Raw genomic sequence first — 13990 nt, forward strand, 5'->3', positions numbered from 1 at the left:
GCGCCGCCGCGCGGCGCTCAGAAGCGCGGCAGGTCGGGGTGCGGCAGCAGCCCCCCGCGCACGTGCTGGCGACCGTATTCCGCGCAGCGCGCACGGGTCGGAATGCCTTTGTCGGGGTTCAGCAGCCCGGCCGGATCGAACGCGCGCTTGACCGCGAAGAACGCGTCGCGCTCCTGCGGCGAGAACTGTACGCACATCGAATTGAGCTTTTCGATGCCGACGCCGTGCTCGCCCGTCACGCTGCCGCCGAATTCCACGCAGCATTCGAGGATTTCCGCGCCGAATTGCTCGGCGCGGTGCAACTCGTCCGGATCGTTCGCGTTGTAGAGGATCAGCGGATGCATGTTGCCGTCGCCGGCATGGAACACGTTGATGCAGCGCAATCCGTATTGCGTCTCGAGCTGCTCGATGCGCGCGAGCAGCGGGCCGATCGCGCGGCGCGGCACGGTGCCGTCCATGCAGTAATAATCGGGGGAAATGCGCCCGGCGGCCGGAAACGCGTTCTTGCGGCCCGACCAGTAGCGCAGCCGCTCGCTTTCGTTGCGCGAGACCTGGATGCGCGTCGCGCCATGCTCGCGCAGCACGGCCGTCATGCGCACGACTTCCTCCGCGACTTCCTCCGGCGTGCCGTCCGATTCGCACAGCAGGATCGCCTTCGCGTCGAGGTCGTAGCCCGCGTGCGTGAACGCCTCGACGGCCTGGGTGGCCGGCTTGTCCATCATCTCGAGCCCGGCCGGGATGATGCCCGACGCGATGATCGCGGCGACCGCCTCGCCGCCCTTCACGACATCGTCGAAGCTCGCCATCACGAGCTGCGCGGTCTGCGGTTTCGGGATCAGTTTCAACGTGACCTCGGTGACGATCGCGAACATCCCTTCGCTGCCGATCATCACCGCGAGCAGGTCGAGGCCCGGCGTGTCGAGGCCGAGCGAGCCGAATTCGACGATCTCGCCGTCGATCGTGACCGCGCGCACGCGCATGACGTTGTGCACGGTCAGCCCGTATTTCAGGCAGTGGACGCCGCCGGAATTTTCCGCGACGTTGCCGCCGATCGTGCAGGCGATCTGCGACGAAGGATCAGGTGCGTAGTACAGCCCGTAAGGCGCGGCGGCTTCCGAAATCGCGAGGTTGCGCACGCCGGGCTGCACGGTGGCCGTGCGCGCGTACGGATCGACCTCGACGATGCGCGTGAAGCGCGCGAGCGACAGCACGACGCCGTTGCCGATCGGCAGCGCGCCGCCCGACAGGCTCGTGCCCGCGCCGCGCGGCACGATCGGCACTTCCATGCGGCGGCAGATCTGCACGATCCGCTGCACCTGCGATTCGGTTTCGGGCAGCGCGACCGCGAGGGGCAGGCGCCGGTACGCGGACAGGCCGTCGCATTCGTACGGCGCGGTGTCTTCGTCGCGGAACAGCAGGCAATGCGTCGGCAGCACGGCCATCAGCGCCTGCACGACTTCGCGCTGGCGCTGCGCGCGGGTCGCGCTCGACAGTTCGACGGAAGCGTTCATTGGGTCTCCTGCGGCGGCGCGGCGGCGCGCCGCCGTGTCAGCACGTGAAGATCTTGCCGGGATTCATCAGGTTGCGCGGATCGAGCGCGAGCTTGATCGCGCGCATCGCGTCGATCGCGTTGTCGCCGTGCTCCTTCGGCAGGAAGCGCATCTTGTGCAGCCCGACGCCGTGTTCGCCGGTGCAGGTGCCGCCGAGGCGCAGCGCGCGTTCGACGATCCGGTCGTTGATGCGTTCGGCTTCGTCGATTTCCTCGGGCTTGTCGGGATCGATCAGGATCGCGACGTGGAAATTGCCGTCGCCGACGTGGCCGACGATCGGGCAGGGCAGCGACGACGCGCGCAGGTCGACTTCGGTCTCCTCGACGCACGCGGCGAGCTGCGAGATCGGCACGCACACGTCGGTCGTCACCGCGCGGCAGCCGGGTTTCAACTGCAGCATCGCGAAGTACGCATTGTGGCGCGCGGCCCAGAGCCGCGTGCGATCCTCGGGGCGGGTCGCCCATTCGAAGCCCTGGCCGTTGTTCTGGCCCGCGAGCGCCTGCACGAGCTCGGCTTGTTCCTTCACGCCGGCTTCGGTGCCGTGGAATTCGAAGAACAGCGTCGGCGCTTCGGCGAGTGTCAGGTTCGAGTGGCGGTTGATCGAGCGCACCGCGAGCGAATCGACGAATTCGACGCGCGCGATCGGCACGCCGATCTGGATCGTCTCGATCACGGTGCGCACCGCGTCGCCCATCGACGGGAACGTGCAGATCGCGGCCGACACGGCTTCGGGCAGCGGATGCAGGCGCAGCGTGATCTCGGTGATCACGCCGAGCGTGCCTTCGGAGCCGACGAACAGGCGCGTGAGGTCGTAGCCGGCCGACGACTTGCGCGCGCGCGAGCCTGTCTTCACGACGCGGCCGTCGGCGAGCACGGCGCTCAGGCCGAGCACGTTCTCGCGCATCGTCCCGTAGCGCACGGCGTTGGTGCCCGACGCGCGGGTCGCGGTCATCCCGCCGATGCTGGCGTCGGCGCCCGGATCGATCGGGAAGAACAGGCCGGTGTCGCGCAGCGCTTCGTTGAGCGCCTTGCGCGTGATGCCCGGTTCGACCGTGACCGTCAGGTCTCCCGCGTTGATCGACAGCACGCGGTTCATTTCCGACAGGTCGAGCGATACGCCGCCGCGCACGGCGAGCAGGTGGCCTTCGAGCGACGAGCCGGCGCCGTACGGAATCAGCGGCACACTGTAGAGCGCGCACAGCGACACGACTTCGCGGACTTCATCCGCGCTGCGGGCGAACACGACGACGTCGGGGAGTTGCGGATCGAATGGCGATTCGTCGCGGCCGTGATGGGTGCGGACGGCGTCGGCGGTCGACACGCGCTCGCCGAAGGCGGCGCGCAGCGCATCGAGCATCGCGGGCGGGAGGGGGCGGCGCGTGGCGGCCGGCGTGTCGGGGTGATTCACTCGTGTCTCCTGACGGCTGCTTGTCAAACTTTCAGTTCATTCTACGCTGCAACGTCCGCTGCGGCCCCCGCCGCGGGCTGCGATAATCGCGTACCAACCCAACCGGGCCGCGTCGCGGCCGCGCACGAGAGGACATTCGCATGGGCCACCGCTTGAGCAAGATCGCCACGCGCACGGGTGACGACGGCACCACCGGCCTCGGCGACGGCCGCCGCATCGGCAAGGACGACACGCGGATCGCCGCGATCGGCGACGTCGACGAACTGAACTCGACGCTCGGCGTGTTGCTTGCCGAGCCGCTTCCGGACGACGTCCGCACCGCGCTCGTCACGATCCAGCACGACCTGTTCGATCTGGGCGGCGAGCTGTGCATCCCCGGCCATGGAGTGCTCGACGACACGCACCTCGCGCGCCTCGACCGGTGGCTGGCCGACTACAACGCGACGCTGCCGCCGCTGAAGGAATTCATCCTGCCGGCCGGCTCGCGCGCGGCGTCGCTTGCGCACGTGTGCCGGACGGTGTGCCGCCGTGCCGAGCGCTCGATCGTCGCGCTCGGGCGCACCGACACGCTCAATGATGCGCCACGGCGTTACGTGAACCGCCTGTCGGATCTGCTGTTCGTGCTGGCGCGCGTGCTGAACCGCGCGGACGGCGGCTCGGACGTGCTGTGGGAGCGCGGGCGCGTGCGCTGACGCCCGGCAGCGTTTTCCGCACTGCGACAATTTGCCCGAGGGGCGCTGGTTTTTTAAAGATGTATTGTGTGAGCATGTTTAACGGAGAACGAACATGACCCACATCACCGCTGACCAGATGGCCCGTGTGAAGGCCACCGCCCCCGTCCTTGCCGAGCACGGCGCGACGATCACGAAGCATTTCTATCAGCGCATGTTCGCGCGTCATCCGGAACTGAAGAACCTGTTCAACCAGACGCACCAGAAGACCGGCAGCCAGCCGGAAACGCTCGCGAAGGCGGTCTACGCGTATGCCGCGAACATCGACAACCTCGGTGCGCTGGGCGGCGCGGTGTCGCGCATCTCGCACAAGCACGCGAGCCTCAATATCCGGCCGGAACATTACCCGATCGTCGGCGAGAACCTGCTCGCGTCGATCGTCGAAGTGCTCGGCGACGCGGTCGACGCGGAAACGCTCGAAGCCTGGCGCGTCGCATACGGCCAGCTCGCGCAGATCATGATCGGCGCCGAGGCCGACCTGTACGCGAACGCCGCATGGAGCGGCTTCCGCCCGTTCAAGGTTGCCCGCAAGGTGCGCGAAAGCGACGAGATCACGTCGTTCTACCTGACCCCCGCCGACGGCGGCGACGCGCCGAAGTTCGAGCCGGGCCAGTACATCTCGGTGAAGCGCTTCGTCGGCGACCTGGGGGTCGACCAGCCGCGCCAGTACAGCCTGTCCGACGCGCCGCACGGCAAGTGGCTGCGCATTTCGGTGAAGCGCGAAGCCGGCAGGCCGGAAGCGATCCCGGCCGGCAAGGTGTCGACGCTGATGCACGACGGCGTGGAAGAGGGCGCGATCGTCGAAGTGACCGCGCCGATGGGCGACTTCTCGCTGAAGCGCGACGCCGAGACGTCGGTCGTGCTGATCTCGGGCGGTGTCGGCATCACGCCGATGATGTCGATGGCGTCGACGCTGATCGCCGAAGGCAGCAAGCGCGAAGTGCGGTTCGTGCACGCATGCCGTTCGGGCGCGGTACACGCGTTCCGCGACTGGCTGAACGACGCGGCGCGCGAGCACGCGAACGTGAAGCGCACGGTGCTGTACGAGCTGGTCGGCCCGAACGACCGTACCGGTGTCGATCACGACCTCGAAGGGCGCCTGACGCCGGAACGCGTGAAGCAGCATGCGCTGGTGCCGGATGCCGACTACTACATTTGCGGCCCGATCGAGTTCATGAAGGCGCAACGTGATGCGCTCGTCGCCCTGGGCGTCGCGCCGGAGCGTGTGAACACCGAGATCTTCGGCTCGGGCGCGCTCGAGTGATGCGCGAACGGACGATCTCAGGCCAGTAAAAAAGCCCGGCGCGAGCCGGGCTTCGATTTTGTCGCGTGCATGACGATGTCAGGCACGCAGCATCAGCGTGGAGTGATAGCGCCACACTTTCGGATCGGCGCTGACGAGCGGCATGCCTTCATGGAGTGCCTGCGCGACCATCACGCGGTCGAACGGATCGGCATGATCTGGAAAATCCGGCAGCGCGGCGACTCCCTCAACATGATCGCTGCTGATCGGCAACTCGGTAAAACCTGCGAGCCGGAACGCCGAACGTGCATCGCGCGGATGGACGGGCAGATTGCCTTTGCGATATTTGATCGCGATTTCCCAGATGGATGCGGCGCTGACGTACAGCGTGTTCTCGGGGTGCTCGATCAACGCGACCGCAGTCGCGGAAAGTTGCGGCGCGCCTTCAGCCGCCCATAGTGCGATGTGCGTATCGAGCAGCAGCTTCATGGTGCGAGTCCCCGTTCCGAGCTGGCATCAAAGTCGGAAGCGATCGATTCGTCGCCGGCATTGAATGCCTCGACGGTTGTCGGGATGTTCAGCCCGGCAAGCAATTGACGGGCGGCGCCGATCCGCTTCGGCGCCGCGTAAGGAACGATTCGGGCAACGGGATGGCCATTGCGGGCGATCACGACTTCTGACTCGCGCCCCAATTCAATCGCTTCGACGAGGCTTGAGAGCCGCGACTTGGCATCGTGCATGTTGACGGTCGGCATGGCCGCTCCCTGGTTAGCTAGATGATATTAGCTAGTTTAACAGAGTGAAATGACGGCCGCAGGCTGACCGCATGGCCAACCCGCCGGCAGGCGGGCCATGGCGGTTCAGCCCGTTCACGTCCGTCAGTTCCCGCTGCCGCGCGCGACGCGGCGTGCCTTCACCGATTCCGCGAGGCCTTCGAGCACCTTCACGCTGTCGTCCCACGCGATGCACGCGTCGGTGATGCTCTGGCCGTAGGTCAGCGGGCAGCCTTCCTTCAGGTCCTGACGCCCTTCGACGAGGTGCGACTCGATCATCACGCCGACGATGCGCTCGTCGCCGGCCGCGATCTGGCGGCCGATGTCCGCGCACACGGGAATCTGGTTCTCGTGCTTCTTCGAGCTGTTCGCGTGGCTCGCGTCGATCATCAGGCGCGCGGCGAGGCCGGCCTTGCCGATGTCCGCGCACGCGGCGTTCACGCTGTCCGCGTCGTAGTTCGGCGTTTTGCCGCCGCGCAGGATCACGTGGCAGTCCTCGTTGCCGGCCGTCGACACGATCGCCGAGTGGCCGCCCTTGGTCACCGACAGGAAATGGTGCGGCTGCGATGCGGCCTTGATCGCGTCGACCGCGATCTTCACGTTGCCGTCGGTGCCGTTCTTGAAGCCGACCGGGCACGACAGCCCCGACGCGAGCTCGCGGTGCACCTGCGACTCGGTCGTGCGCGCGCCGATCGCGCCCCACGAGATCAGGTCGGCGATGTACTGCGGGCTGATCATGTCGAGGTATTCGGTCGCGGCCGGCAGCCCCATCTCGTTGATCTGCAGCAGCAGTTCACGCGCGGTGCGCAGTCCTTCGTTGATCTTGAAGCTGTTGTCCAGGTGCGGATCATTGATGAGCCCCTTCCAGCCGACCGTCGTGCGCGGCTTCTCGAAGTACACGCGCATCACGATTTCCAGCTCGCCCTTGAAGCGCTCGCGCTCCTTCACGAGCCGCCCCGCGTACTCGATCGCCGCCTTCGTATCGTGGATCGAGCACGGCCCGATCACGACGATCAGCCGGTCGTCCATCCCGTGCAGGATGCGGTGCATCGACTGGCGCGAGTGGTAGATCAGCTCGGACGCGGCCTCGGAGCACGCGAATTCGCGGATCAGGTGAGCGGGCGGCGTCAGTTCCTTGAGTTCGCGAATGCGGACGTCGTCGGTGTTATGCGGGGGCATGCTGTTTTCTCCTGTGTCGACCGGCGTTCGTGCTTCAGCACTGACTCCGGCCCCATGCAAAGCTGTTGAGGGCGCCGACCAAGTACTACGCGTGCGGCAAATTCATCGATTCGGGCAATTCAGGGGTGTCGGCCGGGGCCGCGGGACCGCTGCGGCGGCGACCGGCTGGCGAAGGGCGAAAAAAAACCGCCGGGTTCGCCGGCGGTTTTTCGGGAATTTCGGTTGCGCTTTACGCGCCATCAACCCTCTCGATCCGCCAGCGGTCTGAGATGCCAAAAAAAGTAAAAATAAAACTTGGCGGACATGACGGAGATTCGGTTCGTCAAAAAAGTTGATTCGGAATTTATACCCCGTCGCCGTGCGGCTGGCAACCGGGGATGTCAAAAAATGCGGACAATCCGCGCGTTTTATTCAAAATGCGCGGATTGTCTGCGTCGTGATGCGGTTATGCCGTACCGCCGACCGTCATCTTGTCGATCCGCAGGGTCGGTTGGCCGACGCCGACCGGCACGCTCTGGCCTTCCTTGCCGCACACGCCGACGCCCGAGTCGAGCGACATGTCGTTGCCGATCATGCTCACGTACTTCAGCGATTCCGGGCCGCTGCCGATCAGCGTCGCGCCCTTCACCGGGTAGGTGACCTTGCCGTTTTCGATCATGTACGCCTCGGACGCCGAGAACACGAACTTGCCGTTCGTGATGTCGACCTGGCCGCCGCCGAAGTTCACCGCGTACAGGCCGTTCTTCACCGACGCGATGATTTCCTGCGGATCCTTGTCGCCGTTGAGCATGTACGTGTTGGTCATGCGCGGCATCGGCAGCGCCGCGTACGATTCGCGCCGCGCGTTGCCGGTGACGGGCATCTTCATCAGGCGCGCGTTCAGCGTGTCCTGGATGTAGCCCTTCAGGATGCCGTCCTCGATCAGCGTCGTGCATTGCGTCGGATTGCCTTCGTCGTCGATGTTCAGCGAGCCGCGGCGGTTCGGCAGCGTGCCGTCGTCGACCACCGTCACGCCCTTCGCGGCGACCTGCTCGCCGATGCGGCCGGCGAACGCCGACGAACCCTTGCGGTTGAAGTCGCCCTCGAGACCGTGGCCGATCGCCTCGTGCAGCAGCACGCCCGGCCAGCCCGGCCCGAGCACGACCGTCATCGCGCCGGCCGGCGCGGGGCGGGCGTCGAGGTTCACGAGCGCGGCGTGCACGGCGTCGTCGACGTAGCGCGACAGCACGTCGTCGGTGAAGTAAGCGTAGTCGAAGCGCCCGCCGCCGCCGCCGGAGCCGATCTCGCGGCGGCCGTTCTGCTCGGCGATCACCGTGACCGACACGCGCACGAGCGGGCGGATGTCGGCCGCGAGCGCGCCGTCGCTGCGCGCGACCAGCACGACATCGTATTCGCCGGCGAGGCCCGCCATCACCTGCGTGACGCGCGGGTCGCGCCCGCGCGCCATCTGCTCGATGCGCTCGAGCAGCTTGACCTTGGCGGTCGCGTCGAGCGACGCGAGCGGATCGGACGGCAGGTACAGGTCGCGGCCCGAGATGCCCGTCAGCGACGTCGCGGCCTTGATCTTCTGGCGGCCGCCGCCGGCCGCCGCGATCGCCTTGGTGGCCGCGGCCGCCTGCGCGATGGCTTCCGGCGACAGGTCGTCCGAGTAAGCGAACGCGGTGCGGTCGCCCGCGACCGCGCGCACGCCGACGCCCTGGTCGATGCTGAAGCTGCCCGACTTCACGATGCCTTCCTCGAGGCTCCACGCTTCGCTGCGGGTCGCCTGGAAGTACAGGTCCGCGTAGTCGACGCGATGCGTGAAGATGTCGGCGATCGTGCGCGTGAGCAGGCTCTCGTCGAGGCCGTACGGCGTGAGGAGGATGTCCTTCGCCAGCGCAAGATTGCGGATGCCGGGTTCGATGATGTTCATGCGGGTATCGAGGGTTCTCAAAAAGTTGTCGGGTGCGTTCTGGGCAGATGGGTTGGCCGGGCGGCGTTTCAAGCGCCGGGGCGGTTCAGCGGGTCAGGCCAGCACGCGATGCCGCCACGCGGGCAGGCTCTGGCGCACGTCGGCGATACGCTGCGGATCGAGCGCGCCGGTCACGACGCTCGCGCCTTCGTCGCGGACCGCGACGATCTCGCCCCACGGGTCGATCAGCATGCTGTGGCCCCAGGTGCGCCGGCCGTTCTCGTGCTTGCCGCCCTGCGCGGCCGCGAGCACGTAGCATTGGTTCTCGACGGCCCGCGCGCGCAGCAGCATTTCCCAGTGCGCGCGACCCGTCGTATAGGTAAACGCCGACGGCACGACGATCAGCGCGCAGTCGCCCATCCTGCGATACAGCTCCGGAAAGCGCAGATCGTAACAGACCGACAGGCCGACCCGCCCGAACGGCGCGTCGAACGTGACGACCGTCTCGCCCGCGCGGATCGTGCGCGCCTCGTCGAACGATTCGTCGCCTTTCTCGAAGTTGAACAGGTGGATCTTGTCGTAGCGGGCCGCCTCCTGGCCGCTCGGATCGAACACGAGCGTCGTGTTCAGCACGCGATCGGGTTCCGGCGCCTTCAGCGGCAGCGTGCCGCCGATCACCCAGATGCCGTGACGGTGCGCGGCCTGCGCGAGAAACTGCTGGATCGGACCGTCGCGGTAGGGTTCGGCGAGCGCGAGCTTGTCGGTGTCGCGGTGGCCCATGAAGCAGAAATACTCGGGCAGCAGCACGAGCTGGGCGCCGTCGCCGGCCGCTTCCGCGATCAGGCGGCCGGCTTCGGCGAGATTGCGCGTGACGTCCGGCGTGCTCACCATCTGCAGCGCGGCGACCCGAAAGGGCGTGGCGGAACGGGTGTGATCGGTCATCGCAGGATCGGTTGCGTCATAAATAGGGTGCGGCCCGGCACCCTGCGCGCGTCAATGGCTCGCCGCATCGGCCGGACCGTGATTCATCTTACCCTGATCGCCCCGCACCCGCTCGATGTGCGGATGCGCCCACGAGCCCGTGATCGCGTAGTCGAGCGCGAACGCGTGCGACAGCGTCTGAGACAGCGCGTAGTTCGCGGCCAGCACGCCGACGCCGAGCAGCGGATTGATGATTGCGGCCGCGATCGCCGCCGTGCCGGCGCCGATCTTCGGCGCGACGTGCGCGTGCAGGTCCTGCGTCTCGGCGCCGAGGTCGACCGCGCCGCGCACCGTCACGTTCGCCGGCGCCGTCGTCATCGAGAAGTCGTCGGTGCGCGCGATCCCGTTCGAGATCCGGCTGGTGCCCGTGATCTTGTCGAACGGCAGCCCCTTGCCGACCACGTCGCGGAAATTCAGTGTCAGGAAGCGCGCGAGACTCTGCAGGCTCAGCACGCCGAGCAGTTTCGCGGCACCCGGATCGACCTTCAGGATCTGGCCGTGCTCGAGATCGACCGCGACCTGGCCGCCGAGCGACGGCAGATCGACCGCGGTGGGGCCGCCGCGCCAGCCGACCTTGCCGGTCACCGTGCCGTGGCCGTTCGCGACCGTGCGCGGCAGGCCGACGAGATCGAGCAGCGCGCCCGCGTTGCCGATGTCGAGCTTGAAGTCGAACACGCTGCGACGCGGCGCGTCGTTTTCGTCGACGCCGCTGGCGAGCGCCCGGCGCGAGGTGCGCCAGTTGCCGGTCGCCGTCAGCTTCGCCGCCGGGTTCGCCAGCTCGAGCTTGTCGAGCTGCCACACCGGCGCGCCGTCCTCGTCGATGTTGCGCGCATTGACGACGAGCCGGCCGATGTCGTGATCGCGCGCGACGACCTGGTCGACGATCAGGTCGACCGACGGCATCGGCCGGTCGGTCGGCGTCGGCAGGTTCATCGCGCGGCCGACGAGGTCGTGCTGCGCGCTTTGCGGAATCACGAGCTTCGCGAGCCGCGCGTTCAGCACGCCCGCGCCGTTGTGGCCGCCGCCCTGCGCCCACGACAGGTAGCCCGAGACCTGGTTCGACGCGATGTTCGCCTGCCACAGCTCGTCGACGTGCGACGCGCCGATGATCACGTTTTCCCAGTTGCGCTTGAGCAGCTTCAGCGTGCCGAAGTGAAGCGCGAAGCGCTTCGGCGTGAAGCTCGCGACGTCGATGCGCGGCGCGGCCTGCCCCGGTGCGCGCGGCGTGTCGTGCGGCAGCGTGCGGGCCAGTGCGAGCCATGCGTCGGCGTCCAGTTCGTCGACGTCGACGGCGGCGCTCACGCCGTCCTGCGGCAGGTCGGGCATCCGGTGGATGCCCATCGCGCCGCGCACCGCGCGCAGCGGCTGGCCGCGCGTCGCGTCGAGCAGATAGGTCGCGGACACGGGGCCGAGCGTCAGGTCGGCATGTTCGAGGCGCTTGCCGTCCACCTCGGCGGCCGGCTGCAGCGTGAAGCGGAACGGCATCGGCGTGCCGGCCGGTTTCGCGAACGGCGCGGGGAAGTTCAGCGCGACGCCCGTCAGGTCGGAACGCGCGCTGACCTCCGGCAGGCGGCCCGGCGCGCCACGCACGGCGACCTGGTACGGCGCGTCGCCGACCACATGCTCGAGCAGCGCCGCGGCCGTGCCGCGCAGGTTCAGGCCGCGCGCGGCGTCGAGCGCGAGCTTGCCGTCGACGTCCACCGCGTACGGGCCATGCGACTGGAAGTTGCCGTTCGCGCGCACCGGGCCGCCGAGGAAGCGCCCCGAGAGATTGTGCAGCGACGCGCCGGCCTCGCTGAACCGCACGCTGCCGCGCAGTGCGGACAGCGGCGGCACGCCGTCGGTCGACAGCGTGTTGCCGCCGAACGCGAGGGCGCCTTCGACGTGCGTATGCGGATGCGGCACGTGCTGCGGAATCGTGATCTTCAGCGCGAGCGACGCAGGCCCCTGCGCGTCGATCCGCTGGCCGATGTGCCCGCTCATCGTGCCGAGCGAGCTGTTGTCCGCGTAGTCGATCAGGTCCGCGAGCGGGCCTTGCGCATGGCCGTCGATGATGAGCGGCGACTTCGACGGGTTGCCGAGATCGTCGATCCGGCCGGCCACCTGGGTCAGCGCGACGCGCTTGTAGCGCGCGCGGGCGATGTCGAAGCGCAGCTTGTTCTGCGCGAGCTCGAACACGCCGTCGATCCCGTCGAGTGCCGGCCAGACGCTCGGCGTGCCGTTCGCGAGCTTGCGCGGCGGGTACGGCGTCGGCTCGAAGCGCCCGCCGGTGAACGGCGCGACGATATGGAACACGCCGGCATCCGGCTCGTGTTCGAACGGGAATTTCTCGAGCGGGCCGCGCGCGACGATCGACGCGCCCTTGGTCACCTGGCCGTCCTGCAGCGCATGGCCGAGATACTCGCGCAGGCGTTCGGACATCCCGGTCGGCAGGTAGCGTGGAATGCGCGCCACCGACGCGCGCGCGAAATCCGCGCGCAGGTCGAGCGAACCGCGGCCGTGGCCGGGGTTCGTGTACGAGCCCGACACCGCGATCTCGGCATCGGGGTTCGAGACGAACAGGTCGGGCAACGTGACGTCGACGCGCGCGTGCTTGTCGCCCGGCGCCGGCGTGATCACCCATTTCGCGTTGCCGCGCAGCCGGTCGAAGGTCAGGCGCGGCTGGTCGAATTCGCCGGGCACCGTGACCGCGGCGTTGACCGTGTCGAAGTGCGCGCTGCCGCCGGTTTCCTTCGCATCGATGCGGCCCCACAAATTCTCGACGCCCGGCCAGCCGGCGCGCGGGTGACCGCGCGGGGACAGGCCCGGCGGCGGCTCCTGCGCGGCGACGCTGATGCCCTGCAGATCGCCGAGGAAGCGGTAGCGCACGATCGGCGCGGCGCCCATGCGCCGCTCTTCGTCGGCAAGGTCGGGCCGCGCCGGCTTCGCGCGTTCGACCTCGATGTGGTAGTTCGACACCATCCCGCGCGGGTCGAGCTTGATCAGCTCGTTGCGCAGGCGTGCCGGCAGCGGCAGCCCGCGGATGAACTCGCTGAGGATGCCGAGATCGACGCGGTCGCCGACGACGCTCAGCAGTTGGCCCTGGTCGGCGGCCGGTACACGGTAGCGGGCGGTCAGCGTCGACAGCGCGAGCGAGCGGGCGAGCGGCGTGCCGTCCGGCAGCGGCGGCTGCCCGAGCTCCGCGTTGAAGCGCGTCAGGTGCAGCGTGTAGTCGCGGCCGGCATTCAGCGCCATGTCCCAGCCGAACCCGACCGTCGGCACGTCGAGGCGCGGCTGGGTCGGCCGCACGCGCAGCACGACGTCGGCGCCTTGCAGGTCGCCGCCCGCGGAGCGCAGGTGGCCGTCCTGGAAGGTCGCCCAGATCGCGTTGTCGATCCGGCCCGCATGGATCGTCAGCGGGATGTCGAGATACCGGCCGAGGGTCTGCAGGTCGACCGGGCCGGTCGACAGGTACGCGTCGCCGGTCCAGTTCGTCGGCTTGCCGATCGGCGCGAGCGGCTTGTGCCGGAAGCGCGCGCGGAAATCGAGCGGGCCGAGCAGCAGCGTGCCGTTCGCGGGCGCCTGCAGCGCGGCCTTGTGCACGCGGCCGTGGTTGAGCACCGCGAGGCGGATGCCCGACAGCGCGAGCTCCGGTGCGTCGTGCTGCGCGTCGCGCCAGCGCAGCGTGCCGTTGCGCAGCACGATCGCTTCCTGCTTCAGCAGCCACGTGCCGAACGTGTCGTTGCCGCCGTGGGTGGTCGCGACACCGACGCCCGCGACGCTCAGCGAGCCGTCGGCCGCCCGCGCGACGACGAGGTCGGGGTGGTCGACGATCAGGCTCGACAGCGCGGGCGACAGCCGCAGCAGCGACATCCACGACAGCGCGGCCGTCGCGTGCGGGACCGACAGCGCGATCCGGCCGTCACGGCCGCGAATCGTGAGGTTGGCGACTTCGACGCCCGGCTGCATGCCGGACCAGTGGGGAGACAGTTTGCCGATCGAAAGCTGCGCGTGGAGCTTGTCGGACACCGCGCGTTCGATGCGCGGGCGGAATTCGTCGATGCGCGGCAGCAGTACGTAGCGCAGCCCGAGGAACGCGGCGGACGCGACGAAGTAGGTGCCGATCCCGACTGCCAGCGTCACCCTGAACACGCGACGCAGGACCGGATGATCGTGCTTCGGAGGTCCCGCTTCGGGCGCAGCTACGGCGGATTCCTGACGGTCGGACATGCGGCGGAAGGGCGACGATATGGTA

The 13990-nt window shown here is 68.4% G+C and carries 10 protein-coding genes; 2 read left to right on the forward strand and 8 right to left on the reverse strand.

The features are described from left to right. Window positions 1-17: 17 nt before the first annotated feature. Both LMA02_RS03180 and LMA02_RS03185 read right to left on the reverse strand, forming a co-directional pair. Entirely contained in the window at window positions 18-1511 is a 1494-nt protein-coding gene (locus LMA02_RS03180; RefSeq protein WP_105785380.1) for an FAD-linked oxidase C-terminal domain-containing protein, read from the reverse strand. Between the two features lie 37 nt (window positions 1512-1548). Further along, a complete protein-coding gene (locus LMA02_RS03185; RefSeq protein ID WP_228906904.1) occupies window positions 1549-2958 on the reverse strand; it encodes an FAD-binding oxidoreductase in 1410 nt (469 codons plus the stop codon). A gap of 140 nt (window positions 2959-3098) precedes the next feature. Here LMA02_RS03185 and LMA02_RS03190 point away from each other — a divergent pair, with 140 nt between their 5' ends. Further along, a complete protein-coding gene (locus LMA02_RS03190; protein ID WP_012363141.1) occupies window positions 3099-3650 on the forward strand; it encodes a cob(I)yrinic acid a,c-diamide adenosyltransferase in 552 nt (183 codons plus the stop codon). A 94-nt stretch (window positions 3651-3744) separates the two neighbouring features. Continuing rightward, on the forward strand, window positions 3745-4953 hold the full coding sequence (gene hmpA / locus LMA02_RS03195) for an NO-inducible flavohemoprotein (RefSeq protein ID WP_228906905.1): 1209 nt from the start codon (window positions 3745-3747) through the stop codon (window positions 4951-4953). A gap of 78 nt (window positions 4954-5031) precedes the next feature. Here the strand turns inward: hmpA and LMA02_RS03200 are convergent, their stop codons facing one another. The 6 genes from LMA02_RS03200 to LMA02_RS03225 all read right to left on the reverse strand — a co-directional run bounded on the left by LMA02_RS03200 (window position 5032) and on the right by LMA02_RS03225 (window position 13965). Next, a complete protein-coding gene (locus LMA02_RS03200) occupies window positions 5032-5421 on the reverse strand; it encodes a type II toxin-antitoxin system VapC family toxin (protein ID WP_228906906.1) in 390 nt (129 codons plus the stop codon). Continuing rightward, window positions 5418-5687, reverse strand: coding sequence for a type II toxin-antitoxin system Phd/YefM family antitoxin (locus LMA02_RS03205; RefSeq protein WP_138848213.1), 270 nt, complete (start codon window positions 5685-5687; stop codon window positions 5418-5420). Before LMA02_RS03205 ends, LMA02_RS03200 begins: the two co-directional genes overlap by 4 nt. Before the next feature lie 123 nt (window positions 5688-5810). Further along, the gene (gene aroG / locus LMA02_RS03210; protein WP_228906907.1) at window positions 5811-6884 is read right to left on the reverse strand and encodes a 3-deoxy-7-phosphoheptulonate synthase AroG; all 1074 of its coding nucleotides are present in this window, start codon (window positions 6882-6884) and stop codon (window positions 5811-5813) included. Window positions 6885-7329: 445 nt separating this feature from the next. Next, window positions 7330-8796, reverse strand: a complete 1467-nt coding sequence (tldD, locus tag LMA02_RS03215) for a metalloprotease TldD (protein ID WP_166724034.1) — start codon at window positions 8794-8796, stop codon at window positions 7330-7332. 93 nt (window positions 8797-8889) lie between these two features. Then, a complete protein-coding gene (locus LMA02_RS03220; RefSeq protein WP_228906908.1) occupies window positions 8890-9717 on the reverse strand; it encodes a carbon-nitrogen hydrolase family protein in 828 nt (275 codons plus the stop codon). A gap of 51 nt (window positions 9718-9768) precedes the next feature. Continuing rightward, entirely contained in the window at window positions 9769-13965 is a 4197-nt protein-coding gene (locus tag LMA02_RS03225) for a YhdP family protein (RefSeq protein WP_228906909.1), read from the reverse strand. Window positions 13966-13990 lie beyond the last annotated feature (25 nt).

The sequence above is a fragment of the Burkholderia sp. B21-005 genome, assembly GCF_020843965.1.
In the GTDB taxonomy this organism is placed as follows: domain Bacteria; phylum Pseudomonadota; class Gammaproteobacteria; order Burkholderiales; family Burkholderiaceae; genus Burkholderia; species Burkholderia ambifaria.